Consider the following 13,730-nt stretch of genomic DNA (forward strand, 5'->3'; position numbering starts at 1 on the left):
CCGTCGTCTCCCTGGGGGGGGTTCTCCCCGTTGGGGGTCGCGTGGGGGGGGGCGGTTCCTGGGGGCCCCCGCGCGCGCCACGGGCTGGCCGGCTCGGTCGCCGAGGCGGGCGCGGAGGAGGTGGTCGCGGACCTGCCGCGCGGTCTGGACACCCTGCTGGCGCGCAACTTCAGCGGCGGGCACGAGCTGTCCGGCGGCCAGTGGCAGCGGCTCGGCATCGCCCGTGCCGCGTACCGGCGCGGGCGCATCCTGATCGTGGACGAGCCGACGGCGGCCCTGGACGCGCGGGCCGAGCTGGAGGTCTTCGAGAAGATCCGCGCGCTGGCGGGCAGCGGACAGACGGTCGTACTGATCACGCACCGGCTGGCGTCGGTGCGCCATGCCGACCTGGTGCACGTCCTCGAGCACGGGCGGCTGGTGGAGTCCGGCACCCCGGACGAACTCCTCGCCGGGGGCGGTGTCTACGCGGAGCTGTACGGACTCCAGGCCGAGCAGTTCACCGCGAAGCTGCCCGCACCGAAGGCGGGTTGACCGCCCTGACCGCCCTGACCGCCCTGACCGCCCTACTCCACGGCCTCGGCGCCACGGACGATCACCAGGAACGTGTCCGTGGCGAGGTCCATGACGACCTCGGCGGGCAGGCCTTCCAGCCGCCGTGCGTGAGCGAACTCCTCGGCCGGCCAGGAGCCTCTAGGTCCGCCGGCGGGAAAGCGTTCGAGCACTGTTCGCCCGTTCACCATCCTGTACCTCCAGAAGCGTCGTACCTGTTGGTGATAACGCTCCGGGGAACGCAAAGGCCTCGGCCGGTGACGGGACTGAGACCTACTTGACACCGGCTCGGCGCGGAGCGTGAGGATCCGTTGACTTTCCGGCATTACGGGCACTCTCCGTCCCGGTGTCCGCCCCGTACGTGACGGGGAGCGCGAGCAGACCGCGGGCGCGCGGTGAAGGGCGCCGCCGCGGGGTCGTCGGCGAGAGGACGAGGTCGGGCGGCGGATGCGGGGGCGGGCGGGTCCATGTTGAGGAGGTCGGCGCCGGGCGCGGGCGGCAGCGCGAACCCCTTGCAGGTACCGGCCGTGGCGTGCGTCTCGCCCGGGGAGAGGCACTGGTCACCGGGGGGCCGCCCGGACGTCCTCGTACCGGGTGACGGGCCGGGCTGGACGGCGAATGGCACCTGGCGCTCTCCGGACACCCCGGCGGGTTGCGGCGTCCGGGGCGGCTGCCTCGGCCGTACCGAGCTGCGGGTGGTGGCCGACACGGCCGCGGCGCGAACCGATCGACCGCATCCTGGTCAGCCACCACCTGGCGCACCGGATGACGCAGGCGGGCACCGGTCTCCCGGGCGAGGGGGGCCCGCGCCTGCCGCCGGTGGGCCCGGATCCGGCCGTACGAGGGGATGCGCCGGGCATGGACCACGCGCCGGTGCGGGTACGGATCGGCTAGCCGTCGGCCGGCCGGGCAAGGACCGGACGCGGACCCGGGAGCCCGATCCGTGACCGCCCGCGCTCCAGGTCCGCGAGCAACTCGTCCAGCCGCCGGTCGTGGTACGGCGTGAGCCGGCCCGTGTCGTCGAGGTGCACGGCGCACGCCGTGGTCGTGTCGACGAGCCGTTCGAGGACGGCCGCGACGGTGTCCGTGCCCTCGGCGTGCCGGGCGAGGGCGGGCAGCTCGGCGGCCGCCACGGAGATGGCCGCGCGGGCCTCGGAGAGGGTGCGGTAGGCCTCCCGTCGCAGGGCCCACCGCTCCGTCCGGTCGTCCGGCCGGCTCAGGACGTGGTCGAGATAGCCCTGTGCCGCGCTCCCCGCGGCAGCGAGCCGGGCCCGCACGGCGCCGCCCCTGTCTCCCGCCGTCGGCAGATGCCCGACGATCAGCACGATCGCGCAGGCCAGCAGCGTCTCGCCGATCCGGCTGACGGAGGCCTGCGGCTCCCCGCCGACCATGACGAGGGCGAGGACGAGCACGGTGACGACGGCGGTCTGGGCGGCGAAGTGCCGGGTGGCGACGGGGATGAGCGCCCCGCAGACGGCCACGAGCGCGACGAGCCCCGCGGGCCGGGGCAGCACGGCGGCGAAGGCCACGAAGACGAGGGCCCCGAGGACGGTTCCGGCCGCCCGGCACAGGACCCGGGAGGCGAGCGGACCGAGGTCGGGCTTGACGAGGAAGACGACGGTGGCGGGCAGCCAGTACCAGTGCTGGTGCTGCCCGTACCAGCGGGCGTGGTGCAGTGCCTGGGCGATGGCGGCGCCGGCCCCGAAGCAGAGGGCCACCCTCAGGCCGTACTCGCGTCCGCCGGTGCCGAACGCGGCCCGTGCGCGGTCCCGGGCGCCGCGGCGACGGGGGTGCGCGCGGTGGTGTGCGTCCCCGGCCCGGTCGAAGGTCTCGGCAGCGCGCAGCAGGGCGTCGTCCAGCGCCCGGAGGGCGGGTGCGGAGCGGCGCGGCGCGGGCAGTGGTCCGGTGCCGCTGTTGCCCCGCACGGCGGCGGCGAGCCGCCGCGGCCCCTCCGCGGCCCGTGCGCCGACAGCCTTCCCGGCCCAGGCGAGGGCGGTGGCGGCCTCGGCGAGGGGCAGCGCGGCGGTGTACTGGACATGCAGCCGGCGCTCGGCGGCGGCACCGGCGTACCGGCGCAGCCGGGGCCCGGCGAGGGCGTCCTGCGCGTGGTCCAGGGCGGCGGTGAGCGCGACCCGCCGGGCACCGGCCTCTTCGTTCCCCACGGCGTCCAGCAGCTCGGCGACGGCTTCGTACACCCCGGCGACGGCCTCTCGTTCCCCGTCGAACCGGTAGTCGCCCGCGAGGGCGCCGGGTGTGGGCAGGGCCAGTCGCAGGGCGAGCAGCCAGCCGGCCCCGGCGAGGAAGGCGAGGGCCCGCTGCCACCCCGGCTCGGGCAGCGGCATGCCGGCCCCGACGGCGGAGGCCACGAGCAGCTGCGTACCGGCACCGGAGGCGACGGGACCGACGGCGCTCATGCCTCCGGCGACGAGTCCGAGCGCGGTGAGCGCAAGAGTGAGCGGAACGGCGGTGAGGCGCTGCCCCGCACAGGTGCCGACGAGCAGACCCGCTGCCCCGGCCAGCGCGGGCGCCCCGAGCCGCACGACCGAGGCCCGCCGGCTGCCGGGCCGGTCGTTGATCCCGGCGAGCATGGCGGCGATGGCGGCGAGGACACCGAGGGAGACGCGGTCGGCGAGGACGGCGGCGAGGAGCAGCGGCCCGGCGGCGAGCGCTCCCCTGGTGACCGCGCTCCAGGGAACCGGACCGCGCTGGGCACGGAGAGCGTGGGCGAGCCAGGGGGGCGGTGCGGGGAGGGCGCGGGACACGGGGCTCCTGTCCGGACGAGGGCGGGGTGTGCCTTCGGGCGACGGTGGCCGGGCTCGGTGGTGCTTCCACCGTAGATCGTGTTTCCGGACGGAAAGGTGAACTCGGGTTTCTGTGGTGTGAAAAATGTCCTGTGGAGCCGCGTTCTTTATGAACGCAATTTCCGGGTGAACGCGAGCGGACCCGGGGGCGTAGCCTGCCCCCGGGCCCTGAAATGCCGCCCATGTTCACACGCCGGCACGCTTGAGAACCCGGGTCAGTCGTTATCGCGCCGCGTCCTGCCTTTGGACCACCGCGCATCGAGCTGCGCGGGCAGGACTTGAACCTGCATTTCGACGTGCTGGGGCCCGGGCCCGTTCGATCCGGCGATCGGCGGCGAATGCTGAGTCTGGAGCGAGAGTCTGAGATTGAACGCGGTCTGCCTCTGCCGTTTGGGCTACCGCGGCACGGAACGAATGCCGCGGGGAGGATTCGAACCTCCACTGGAACCGCTCAGTCACGACAAGCTTCAGCGTCAGCTTGCGCTCCTCGCGCACCCCGGTCTCGACGGACCGGGGATTCTCGAAGGCTACCCGAACAGGTAGCCGAACACGGCGTCTCCGACCCGCTGGTCGACGACGTCGCCGCCGTTCGCCTCCTCACGGGCGAACTTGACGGCCTGCTGCAACCTCTCCACCCGGTCGAGGAGTTCGTTGACCCGCCGGGCGGGAAGGGCACCGGAGAACTTCACGGTGGTCCAGTACCCGACGGGAATGTCCTCGTAGTAGACCTCGACCTGGGCCGGATGCTTCTCGGTGGCCTCGGCCTTGACGTGGTTCCTGGGCACCTTCTTGGTCCGCAGGGTACGCACGGGCTCGGTCTTCCACGCGTCGGTGGACGGGTCCTGCACCCAGGACTCGGAGGCGTCGAGGACGGGCAGCTTCCGCACGAAGGTGTTGAGATCCACGAGCTGCTTCTCGAGGAACAGCAGGTAGGACACGGGCACGTCGGCGACGAGCACCCGCCCGTCCACCTTCACGTCCGCCCGCGCCGTGCAGTTGGCCCAGTCCTTGGTGGCGGTCACGTCGAAGAGCCGCGTCAGCGTCGCCGCGGTCTCGCGCAGCACGTCCTCGGCCTTCACCTGCACCCGCGTGGACTCGGGCGGCAACTGCTCGCCCTCCTCGTCCTTCGGCTGGTACGTCCGCGCGATACCGGCCAGCAACGCGGGCTTCTGCAGTCCGTGATGAGCTGACGTCAGGTCCTGATGAGCCTTGGACTTGATGCCCTTCTCGACTGCGATGATCTGGTTGAGTTTCGCCACGGGAGGGACGCTAGCAGCGCCAACTGCTGGACTTCGACGGATTATTCGGCGGCACCGGCCGCCGCGACCGCGTCCCGGAAGAGAGCCTCCGCCCTCTCGATCGCGGCGACCGGGCCGCCGCTGCCCAGCCCCGAGACGATCACGTCGGCCTCGCGCAGCCCGGCCCGTTCCAGCAGCCGTTTCTCGTTCGTCACCCACTCGCCGCGCGCCGCCAGCACCGCGTGCGCGGTCTGTGCGGCGGCCGTGGCCAGGGCGCCGGCGGCCTCGGTGAGCCGGCCGTGCGGGGCGTGGTTGGCCTTGGCGTAGGCGAGGGTGGCGGCGGCCGTGCCGTGCCAGCGTTCGGGGGCGGTGCGGCGCAGCGCATCGGGGTAGGCCGCCGGGCGCGGCAGTTCCCCGCGCAGTACCCGGTTGACGGCAAGCTCGGCGACGACCAGGTAGCTCGGGATCCCGGCGAGATGGAACAGCAGCGGCTCCACCCGGAACCTCCCGTCCTGCGCCTCCGCCAGCTCGTGCTCGACCACGTCCAGGTCGCGGTAGTGCACGTCGACGCGGCGCCCGTCGACGGTCAGCCAGGCCCCGCCGTTGAAGACACCACCACCCCAGCCGCCGACTTCGGCGACCTCGCCCTCCCAGCCGAGGGCACGCAGGTGGGCGGGGTCGAAGGGGCCCCGGTAGTAGACGGCCAGGTCCCAGTCGCTGTCCGGCCGGTGGGTGCCCTGGGCACGGGAGCCGCCGAGGGCCACGGCACGGACGGCGGGAAGGCCGGCCAGGCGGTCGGCGGTGGCGTCGAGGAAGGTGCGGTCGGAAAGGGAGGGCACGGGGCGGCTCCGGGGGTGGGTGGTGCGTGCGGACCGCCGGAAGCGTATGCGGGACGGTCCCGGGGCACCCAACGAAAAGCGGTCCGCGGCGCCCGCCGGAAATTCGGATGCGGTCACCGGCCGGGCTGCGCATGATCGGAAAGTTGCCCCTCGTCCACGCCAGGAGCCCACATGATCCGGCGCGTCACCGCACCCGGTCTGTTTCCGCCGCCCGCCTACTCCCATGCCTCCGTGGTGGAGGCCGGTACGAAGCTGGCGTTCCTCGCCGGCGCCGTGCCGCTCGACGAGAAGGGGGAGGTGGTCGGGCCGGGGGACCCCGCGCGTCAGGCCGAGCGCGTGATCGCGAACCTGCGTGAACAACTGCGTTCGGTCGGAAGCGACTTGGCGCACGTGGTGGCCACGGACGTGTACGTGGTGAGTAGTGAGCCCTCGGTGCTCTCCGAGGTGTGGGAAGTCGTCGAGGCTTCGGGGCTGAGTACCGGGCCGCATTCGTCGACCCTGCTCGGGGTGGCCTGCCTCGGGTACACAGGTCAGTTGGTGGAGATCACGGCCACGGCCGTCATTCCCGAGGAGACGCGCCCGTGAGCGACGGACCGGAGGAGGTCGTGCTGCGCCGGGCGACCGCGCCCGACGCCCTGGCCGCCGCCGATGTCTGGCTGCGGTCCTTCGCCGCCGCGCTGCCGACGGTCGTACGACCGCGCAGCGACGACGAGGTGCGCGAGTACTTCGAGCACGTGGTCGTGCCGCTGCGGGAGACCTGGGTCGCCGAAGCGGCCGACGGCGGCGGGATCGTGGGGGTGATGGTCCTCGACGGCCACCTGCTGTCCCAGCTCTACCTCGACCCGGACTGGCGGGGACGCGGGATGGGCGACCGGTTCGTGGCACTGGCCAAGGAACGTGTCCCTCAGGGCCTCACCCTGTGGACGTTCCAGGTCAACAAGCCCGCCCACCGCTTCTACGAGCGGCACGGCTTCGTCGCCGTCGAGTTCACGGACGGCAGCGACAACGAGGAGCGTGAACCGGACGTGCGGTACGTGTGGCAGCCGTGAGCGGTGGTCGGGTCCCTGCCCGAGCACCGTGAGACACAGCCCACGCGGCCAGGCCAGGCACAACGGCGAACGGCACACGTGTTTACACTCTGACGACCATTCAGAGCATGTACACGACGGGGGCAGGGATGATCGGCAGACGGGGTTTGCTGGGCGGAGCGGCGCTGGTGGGGGCCGGTGCGTTGACGGGCCTGGTGGCCGGTGCGGGTACCGCCGCGGCCGACGTCCCGCTGGACACGCCGTTCACCGCCGTGGCCGTGCCGCATCTTGTGGAGGCCGAGCGGATGGTCCAGTACCAGCGGCTGCTCGCGGCCGGACATCTGCCGGGCGGCCTGGCCGGTCACTGGCCGCTGGACGGCTCCGCGGGTGACCTCAGCGGGCGGGAACACCCCGTCACGCTCGGCGCGGGCGCGACCTGGACGAAGCTGCGGGCCGGTGGCGAACTCAGCCTCGACGGGACCTCCGGGGCGTACGCCGCCACGAGTTCCGTCCTCGACACCACGGCCCCGTTCACGGTCTCGGCGTGGGTGCGCCTGTCGGACGACTCCGCCGCCCCGGCCGATCTGGCCAACATGTACACCGCAGTGAGCCAGGACGGCGGCTCCGCCAGCCGCTTCCTGCTCCAGTACGACGACACGGCCGGCACCTGGGCGTTCAAGGTGCGCGGCGAGGACCAGAGCACCAAGGTCTCGGCCGTGTCCGGCACCCCGGTCACCAGGACAGGTGTCTGGACGCATCTGGCCGGTGTGTGGGACGGAACGCGCATTCACCTGTATGTGAACGGGGTGCTGGAGAGCAGCGCCGACACCACCTTGTCCTGGGCGGCCACGCAGGGCCTCAACATAGGCCGGGCCCGCTGGGACGGCGCATACGTGAACCGGTTCAAGGGTGCGGTGGACGACGTGCGGGCGTATTCGCGCGCGCTGACCGCCGACGAGGTCGCCCTCGTCAGTGGTCGTACGGCCCGTGCCAACAACGTCTACCTGATCGGCTCCGCGGCGACGGTCACCTGGGGCCGGCCCGACGACCTGGCGAGCTGGGTGGCACGGGCCCGCTGCTCGTCCTTCATGACGGCCCTCCTGAAGCACACCTACGGCTGGGCCACCGACGACTACTACCTCCAGTACTTCCAGGAGAAGGTCCCGGAGGCCGCCGACTACTGCACGGCGTTCACCAAGGGCACCGCGGGCCCCCGCTTCCAGCACATCAGCAAGGTCGCCGATCTGCGACCGGGCGACCTGATCGCGGTGGACTACAGCGGCTCCGACCCGGACAACACCGGTCACATCGTGATGGTCCGCGAGGTCAAGGGCGTCTTCACCGGAAACTCGGTCGTCGACGGCGAGACGCAGTACGCCGTCGAGATCGTCGACTGCACCTCGGACCCGCACGGGGTGTACGGCAAGGCCAGTTACGCCCCGTACCCCGACACCCGCATGGTCGACGATGTCGGCAACCTCCAGGGCGTGGGCATCGGACACATGATGTTCTACGCCGACAACGCGACCGGCAAGTTCTGCCGGTACCGGTGGAGCGTCAACAGCAGCACCTCGTACACGCCCGACAAGCGGCCCGTCGCGGCGGCCCGGATCGTCTGAGCAGCCCGTTCCGGCGGCTCGGCGGAGGGCGTCCTGGACCAGGGTGCCGGGGACGTCCTCGAGCGGGTGTGCGTCGAGCGCGGCGGCGCCGGGAGGACGCCGTCCCCCGGCCGTCCGGGCACGCGCCGGCCGTTCCCGGCACCGGCGCGGGCTTGCCGTGCGGGTTGCCGTGGGTCTCCCTGCGGACGCGGTTGCCGTTCCCGGCGTCGAGCATGCCGCGGTCGTACGGTTCGGTCTCCGGGCGGAGGGCGAGCCGGCGATGCCGGCATCGCCGCGGGGGCCGGACTCACCTTATTCGGCGAGTCCTGCGGTTTTGTTCGGCGAGTCCTGCGGTCCGGGCCGCCGTGCGCAGCACCTCGCGCAGCATCTCGGGCGTGAGCCGGCCGGTGAAGGTGTTGCGCTGGCTGACGTGGAAGCAGCCGAACAGGTCCAGGCCCTCCCGCCTGTCCGGTGCGTCGAGCCGCACATGGGTGCCGTGGGCGAAGGCGGGCCGGGGCCGGGGCACGGTCCAGCCGGCCTCGGCGAACGCGGGCAGCGCGGCCTGCCAGCCGAAGGCGCCGAGTACGACGGCGGCACTGAGCGTAGGCCGCAGCAGTCCCAGCTCCTGGACCAGCCAGTGGCGGCAGGTGTCGCGCTCCTCGGGGGTCGGCCTGTTGGCCGGCGGGGCGCAGTGCACGGGCGAGGTGACGCGCACGCCGTACAGCTCGAGTCCGTCGTCGGCGCTGACGGAGGTGGGCTGCGAGGCCAGTCCGACGTCGTACAGCGCTTGGTACAGCACGTCTCCCGAACGGTCACCGGTGAACATGCGGCCGGTGCGGTTGCCGCCGTGGGCCGCGGGGGCGAGCCCGACGATCAGCAGCCGGGCGTCGGGCGGGCCGAAGCCGGGCACCGGGCGGCCCCAGTAGGTCCAGTCGGCGAAGGCGGCGCGCTTGGTGCGGGCCACCTCCTCGCGCCAGGCGACCAGCCGCGGACAGGCCCGGCAGCCGGTGACGCGCCGGTCGAGGGCGGGGAGCCCGCTGGTTGCCTTGCCTCCCCCGTAGGCCCGGCTGGCGGCCCGGCAGCCGGGCGGCCCGCTCGGTCCGGCCTCGCCCCGCCCGCGGAAAAACGCGCCCGTGTCACCCGGCTCGGGAAGCTAAGGTCGGGTACATGGCTTCCGAGGATGCGGGCGAGAAGAGGAACCGCGGGACCGGCAGGCGTGCCGCGGGCGGGGAGCCCGGGGCGCGCCGGGACCGGGCGGCCGACGGGCACGGCTCCGCCGGGAAGGCGGGCGCCGTCGACGGCCCGGAATCCCGCACGGCGCAGACGCCTGGGACCGGCGAGGTCGCCGAGACCATCACGGCCCCCGGGAGCGACGGAACCCGCGAAGCCCCCGGCGGCGCCGATGGCGCCGATGGCGCCGACGCCCCTGCCGTGGACCCGAAGGTCGCCGCCGCGGTGGCCGCTGCCGAGGCGGCCGGGCCGGCCAACGGCGAGACCGTCCGTATCGACAGCTGGATCTGGGCCGTACGGCTGATCAAGACCCGCTCCCTGGGAGCCACCGCCTGCCGTGGCGGACACGTCCATGTGAACGGCGAACGCGTCAAGCCCGCCTACTCCCTGCGGATCGGCGACGAGGTGCGCCTGCGCAACGAGGGACGGGAGCGGATCGTCGTCGTCAAACGCCTGATCCGCAAGCGGGTCGGTGCCCCGGTGGCCGCCCAGTGCTACGTCGACAACTCCCCTCCTCCCCCGCCTCGCGAGGTCGTGGCCCCCGCGGGCCTGCGCGATCGCGGCACCGGCCGCCCCACCAAGCGGGACCGCCGCGAGCTGGAACGGCTGCGGGGCGCCGACGGCGCCGGCGGACTCGGGAGCCGTCCGAGGGGGCGGTGACCCCGCCCGCCCACACACAGCGGTGACGCCCGGCCGGGCCCCCGCGGCCCGCCGGACGCCACCGTCGGCGTTCTCCGGTCACGCACGACGCCGCACCAGCCTGAGCAGCTCCGCGTTGTGCCCGCGTCGGGCCCAGGCGATGACGGCCAGGGGCACGATCAGGATGAGCGGTGTCGCCGCGTACTGGCCGTCGAAGACCGTGAGCTGGACGATGAACGCACCCACCATGAGCGCGCTCAGGGCCATGGCCGCCACCGACTGCAGGACCGGGACCAACAGGGCGACCGCCCCGGCCAGTTCGAGCATGCCGATGGTGTACATACCCGCGCTGCCCCAGCCGATCCGGTCGAAGGACTCGACGGCCGACGGGTACGCGATCAGCTTGGGCAGTGCACTGGCGGCGGCGTAGAACAGGGCGAGCAGCACCTGCACCGTGCGCAGGGCGATCCGGGCACGGTGGCCGCGGGCGGTCGGGGCGGAGGTGACGGAAGCGGTGGTCTCGGTCATGAGTGTCTCCTGGGGGGAAGGGGTCCCTGTTGCTGTCACAGAGGTAGACCGGGCCCCGCCCCAGAACTCATCGCCGTCCGTCGGAAATCCGCGCCGTTCTCCGCTCCGGGCCGCTACGCGGTCCGTACCGCCCGCGCCCACACCCGGTCCGGTGTCAGATACTCGTCCACCTCCAGTCCCGCCTCCGCGAGCGCCTCCTCGAACTCCTCCTTCGTCAGCGGCCGGGCCAGGAACGTCTGCGTCCAGACCGCGTCCGGGAACACATACTCCGCGCGCACCGAGTCGACCCCGTCCCCGACGGGATCCGCGGACAGCATGCGCACCGTGAAACCGCTGGGGTCGACCCGCTCCCTCGGCAGATCGGTGTGGTAGTCCTCGCCCTCCCGCTGGATGAGCACGCAACCGCCCTCCGCCACGTGCCGGGCACAGGCGCGCAGCATCCCACGCCGCACCTCGACGTCCCCGGCGTGCACCAGGAACGAGGCGAGCATCACCACGTCGAACGTCTCGCCCAGGTCGAGCGTCTCGATCGGACCGCATATCGTGCGCGCCCCGCGGACGCGCTCCAGCATCTCGGCGGACTCGTCCACCGCCGTGATCCTGAACCCGCGCTCCAGCAGGGCGTGGGTCATCCGTCCCACCCCGCTGCCCAGCTCCAGGATGTGCGCTCCGGCCGGCACGGCTCCGGCGATGATGTCCGGCTCGTCCCCCACCGGCAGCCGTGAATAGAGCTCCACGGCACAGCCGTCCGGTGTGATCGCACCGGGTCCCGTTCCCTCGTACCCCTCACGCATTTCGACCGTCATGCCCGAACAACGGCCCGCCGTCGCACGGCCGTTCCCGCACAGCGATGGTTCACTCGTCGGAGTGTTCCTCGCCGTGAGGGGAACCTTTCGTCATCGCAGCGGGAACCAGCCGTGACCGATGTACCAGTGCCCGCCGGCGCGCAGATGGTCCCCCACGGCCCGCTCCACGGACGTCCGGCGCGGCAGGTCCCGCACCGGCAGGTCCGGATCCCCGAACACGAACTGGACGGGGTCTCCGTCGGCCGGGACCGTGTCCTCGCGACCGGTCCGGAACCGTTCCTGGAACCGGACGATGTTGGAGTCCGCGGCGAGATACCGCTTCAGCTGTGGATCGAGCAACCAGGAATGGCAGACCGCGACCTGGGGGTGTTCCTCGGGGAAGTGCCGGGCGAAGAAGTCCCGCGCCAGGGCCACCGACCGGTCGCAGGCGCCGGGTGACAGCGGCCCGTGGAAGTCGGGGATGTGCAGGTTCAGACAGGGCACGCCCGGAGCCGCGTCCCGACCGGCCGCCGCGATCACCCGCGCCGTGCGTTCGCCGAGCCGGGCCCGTTCGAACTGCAGGCGGCCCAGTTGGTACAGCTCACCGCGGAAGTGGCGGGCCAGCCCCTGCGCCTGCTGGGGGTGGAGTCCTCCCCTGCCGCTCCGCCTGCGGTGAACGGCCATGTGGCGTCCCAGGTCGGCGAGTGTACGTCGGCCGACGTCGGCAGGGATGCCGCGCTCGCGGTGGTACGCGCGCGTGTGCGGGAGCCCGGCGAGGAAGACGTACGCCACGAAGTACGGGCCCGCCCCCGCCGGAGCCTCGGCGAGCCGTTCCTCGAGCCGAGGGGCCCGGCCGGCCTCCCCCATGCCCCGGACCAGCTCCTCGACGCACTCCTCCAGCAGCCGCAGCACCCCCGGGTCGCCCGTCACGGCGCGGCGCAGTGCGACCAGTTCGTTGATGTCCTCGTGGGGCACGGAGAGGTCGACAAGCAGTTCGGGCAGGTCGTCGGCGTCCGGCAGCACGGTGTGATCCCCCTTGGTGAACGTCCCTTCGAAGAGTACGTGGAAGAGCGGTGATCCCGATGCGTACGGACAGTGAGCCGGTGACCGCGCGCAGTGCGCTACGGGTGCGCTGTTCCGGCTGAGCGTCCGGGGGCTGGTCTGGGCGACCTTCGGCACGGCAGCCCTCGCCGGACGCCCCGGGCGGGCGGCCGCTCTGCGGTGTGCTGTGGCTGGTCGTCACCGCCGACATGGTCATGTTCCTCAGGCACATCCGGCAGGGCCCGCACCACCAGCCGGGCCGGGACGTCCCGCCGTACCCACCCCCGGAGAACCGCCCGCCGTACCGCCCGGCGCAAGGCCGTCCGCCGTTCCGTCGGCCTCCGCGGCACCGGCACCCGTGACGGCCGGGTCCGGCGGGCGCGGCGGCCCGGCACCGCGGTCCCGTCGATGGGTCAGGAGTCGAACCTCGCGGCCTTCAGGTACTCCGGGTTCGGGTCCAGCGCGGCCGCCAGCCTGAAGTGGCGTATGGCCTGGTCCGGGCGGCCCAGCCGCTCATAGGTGCGGGCGAGCGCGAAGTGCGCGAACGCGTTGTCCGGCTCGCGCTCCAGGACGATGGTGAACTCCAGCTCCGCGGGCCGCAGTTGCGCGGCCGCGAAGAAGGCACGCGCACGCAGCAGGCGCGCGGCGGTGTTCTCGGGATGCGCGGCGATGACACCGTCGAGCAGTTTCACCGCGCCCCGCGGGTCCCGTGCGTTGAGCAGTTGCTCCGCCGCACGGAAGTCGATGACATGCGTCTCCGGAGTACGTCCGGGCGAACCGCTGGTCTCGGGCACGGCAAAGTCCTTCCCTTGCTGGACCCGTTCAACGCCCGGACGCGGGGCCGCTATTCCCGCGCCCTGCGGCCCAGGTCGGTCCACACCTCGTCCACGCGCCGCTCCAGCTCCTCCAGCGGCACGTCGTTGTCGATGACGACGTCCGCGATCTCCAGGCGCTTCTCGCGCGTCGCCTGCGCCGCCATGCGCGCGCGTGCGTCCTCCTCGGTCATGCCCCGCAGCCGTACGAGCCGGTCCAGCTGGGTCTCGGGGCGCGCGTCGACGACCACCACGAGGTCGTACAGGGGCGCGAGGCCGTTCTCCGCGAGGAGCGGGACGTCGTGGATCACGACCGCGTCGTCGGCCGCCGCGTCCTCCAGCTCGCGGGAGCGGGCACCCACCAGGGGGTGGACGATCGAGTTCAGGACGGCCAGCTTCTCCGGGTCGGCGAAGACGATGGAGCCCAGCCTGGGCCGGTCCAGGCCGCCGTCGGCGGCGAGCACCTCCTCGCCGAAGGCATCGACGACCGCCGCGAGGCCGGGCGTTCCGGGCGCGACGACCTCGCGTGCGATGCGGTCCGCGTCGATCAGCACGGCGCCGTGCCCGACGAGCAGCCGTGACACCTCGCTCTTGCCGGCGCCGATACCGCCGGTCAGGCCCACCTTCAGCATGAGCGGAAGC

The 13,730-nt window shown here is 73.0% G+C and carries 15 protein-coding genes and 2 pseudogenes; 6 read left to right on the forward strand and 11 right to left on the reverse strand.

Annotated elements, in window-relative coordinates; genetic code table 11:
• A partial coding sequence (locus ACFW2E_RS10790) for an ATP-binding cassette domain-containing protein (RefSeq protein ID WP_384464593.1) occupies positions 1-531 on the forward strand: 531 nt, incomplete at its 5' end.
• 32 nt (positions 532-563) lie between these two features.
• Here ACFW2E_RS10790 and ACFW2E_RS10795 read toward each other — a convergent pair.
• The 4 genes from ACFW2E_RS10795 to ACFW2E_RS10810 form a co-directional block, all read right to left on the reverse strand.
• On the reverse strand, positions 564-740 hold the full coding sequence (locus ACFW2E_RS10795) for a hypothetical protein (protein ID WP_351800705.1): 177 nt from the start codon (positions 738-740) through the stop codon (positions 564-566).
• 699 nt (positions 741-1,439) lie between these two features.
• Positions 1,440-3,311 carry an FUSC family protein gene (locus ACFW2E_RS10800; protein WP_384464596.1) on the reverse strand — a complete coding sequence of 624 codons (1,872 nt, stop codon included), beginning with the start codon at positions 3,309-3,311 and terminating at the stop codon, positions 1,440-1,442.
• Positions 3,312-3,877: 566 nt separating this feature from the next.
• Positions 3,878-4,609, reverse strand: coding sequence for a hypothetical protein (locus tag ACFW2E_RS10805; RefSeq protein WP_384464599.1), 732 nt, complete (start codon positions 4,607-4,609; stop codon positions 3,878-3,880).
• A gap of 41 nt (positions 4,610-4,650) precedes the next feature.
• On the reverse strand, positions 4,651-5,427 hold the full coding sequence (locus ACFW2E_RS10810; RefSeq protein ID WP_384464602.1) for a nucleotidyltransferase domain-containing protein: 777 nt from the start codon (positions 5,425-5,427) through the stop codon (positions 4,651-4,653).
• 171 nt (positions 5,428-5,598) lie between these two features.
• On the opposite strand from ACFW2E_RS10810, the gene ACFW2E_RS10815 reads away from it, so the two are divergent.
• The 3 genes from ACFW2E_RS10815 to ACFW2E_RS10825 all read left to right on the forward strand — a co-directional run bounded on the left by ACFW2E_RS10815 (position 5,599) and on the right by ACFW2E_RS10825 (position 8,074).
• Complete coding sequence (locus ACFW2E_RS10815; RefSeq protein WP_384464604.1) at positions 5,599-6,012, forward strand: RidA family protein; 414 nt, start codon at positions 5,599-5,601, stop codon at positions 6,010-6,012.
• Positions 6,009-6,476, forward strand: coding sequence for a GNAT family N-acetyltransferase (locus ACFW2E_RS10820; protein WP_384464607.1), 468 nt, complete (start codon positions 6,009-6,011; stop codon positions 6,474-6,476). The genes ACFW2E_RS10815 and ACFW2E_RS10820 overlap by 4 nt, the downstream gene beginning before the upstream one ends.
• A gap of 107 nt (positions 6,477-6,583) precedes the next feature.
• Positions 6,584-8,074 carry a LamG domain-containing protein gene (locus tag ACFW2E_RS10825; RefSeq protein ID WP_384464610.1) on the forward strand — a complete coding sequence of 497 codons (1,491 nt, stop codon included), beginning with the start codon at positions 6,584-6,586 and terminating at the stop codon, positions 8,072-8,074.
• Positions 8,075-8,213: 139 nt separating this feature from the next.
• Here ACFW2E_RS10825 and ACFW2E_RS10830 read toward each other — a convergent pair.
• A pseudogene (locus tag ACFW2E_RS10830) lies at positions 8,214-8,327 on the reverse strand (prolyl aminopeptidase); the annotation flags it as partial.
• 33 nt (positions 8,328-8,360) lie between these two features.
• Entirely contained in the window at positions 8,361-9,038 is a 678-nt protein-coding gene (locus ACFW2E_RS10835) for a uracil-DNA glycosylase (RefSeq protein ID WP_384464635.1), read from the reverse strand.
• 368 nt (positions 9,039-9,406) lie between these two features.
• Between ACFW2E_RS10835 and ACFW2E_RS10840 the strand changes: the two genes are divergently transcribed.
• The gene (locus ACFW2E_RS10840) at positions 9,407-9,943 is read left to right on the forward strand and encodes an RNA-binding S4 domain-containing protein (protein ID WP_384464638.1); all 537 of its coding nucleotides are present in this window, start codon (positions 9,407-9,409) and stop codon (positions 9,941-9,943) included.
• Between the two features lie 78 nt (positions 9,944-10,021).
• Here ACFW2E_RS10840 and ACFW2E_RS10845 read toward each other — a convergent pair whose 3' ends face one another.
• From ACFW2E_RS10845 to ACFW2E_RS10855, 3 genes are all read right to left on the reverse strand, one after another.
• Entirely contained in the window at positions 10,022-10,450 is a 429-nt protein-coding gene (locus tag ACFW2E_RS10845) for a DoxX family protein (RefSeq protein WP_384464613.1), read from the reverse strand.
• A gap of 113 nt (positions 10,451-10,563) precedes the next feature.
• A complete protein-coding gene (locus ACFW2E_RS10850) occupies positions 10,564-11,256 on the reverse strand; it encodes a class I SAM-dependent methyltransferase (RefSeq protein WP_384464617.1) in 693 nt (230 codons plus the stop codon).
• Between the two features lie 90 nt (positions 11,257-11,346).
• On the reverse strand, positions 11,347-12,258 hold the full coding sequence (locus ACFW2E_RS10855) for an acyltransferase domain-containing protein (protein WP_384464620.1): 912 nt from the start codon (positions 12,256-12,258) through the stop codon (positions 11,347-11,349).
• Between the two features lie 59 nt (positions 12,259-12,317).
• Here ACFW2E_RS10855 and ACFW2E_RS10860 point away from each other — a divergent pair.
• Positions 12,318-12,638, forward strand: a pseudogene (locus ACFW2E_RS10860) (DUF6343 family protein).
• 51 nt (positions 12,639-12,689) lie between these two features.
• Here ACFW2E_RS10860 and ACFW2E_RS10865 read toward each other — a convergent pair.
• The gene (locus ACFW2E_RS10865) at positions 12,690-13,070 is read right to left on the reverse strand and encodes a tetratricopeptide repeat protein (RefSeq protein WP_384464623.1); all 381 of its coding nucleotides are present in this window, start codon (positions 13,068-13,070) and stop codon (positions 12,690-12,692) included.
• Positions 13,071-13,120: 50 nt separating this feature from the next.
• Complete coding sequence (coaE, locus tag ACFW2E_RS10870) at positions 13,121-13,720, reverse strand: dephospho-CoA kinase (RefSeq protein WP_384464641.1); 600 nt, start codon at positions 13,718-13,720, stop codon at positions 13,121-13,123.
• Positions 13,721-13,730 lie beyond the last annotated feature (10 nt).

The sequence above is a fragment of the Streptomyces sp. NPDC058964 genome (assembly GCF_042741275.1).
Taxonomy (GTDB): domain Bacteria; phylum Actinomycetota; class Actinomycetes; order Streptomycetales; family Streptomycetaceae; genus Streptomyces.

Excerpts from the sequence above, each read along its gene's own strand:
- ACFW2E_RS10795 (WP_351800705.1), bottom strand. The coding sequence starts at position 740 with ATGGTGAACGGGCGAACAGTGCTCGAACGCTTTCCCGCCGGCGGACCT.
- ACFW2E_RS10815 (WP_384464604.1), top strand. The coding sequence starts at position 5,599 with ATGATCCGGCGCGTCACCGCACCCGGTCTGTTTCCGCCGCCCGCCTAC.
- ACFW2E_RS10825 (WP_384464610.1), top strand. The coding sequence starts at position 6,584 with ATGTACACGACGGGGGCAGGGATGATCGGCAGACGGGGTTTGCTGGGC.
- ACFW2E_RS10845 (WP_384464613.1), bottom strand. The coding sequence starts at position 10,450 with ATGACCGAGACCACCGCTTCCGTCACCTCCGCCCCGACCGCCCGCGGC.
- ACFW2E_RS10850 (WP_384464617.1), bottom strand. The coding sequence starts at position 11,256 with ATGACGGTCGAAATGCGTGAGGGGTACGAGGGAACGGGACCCGGTGCG.
- coaE (WP_384464641.1), bottom strand. The coding sequence starts at position 13,720 with ATGCTGAAGGTGGGCCTGACCGGCGGTATCGGCGCCGGCAAGAGCGAG.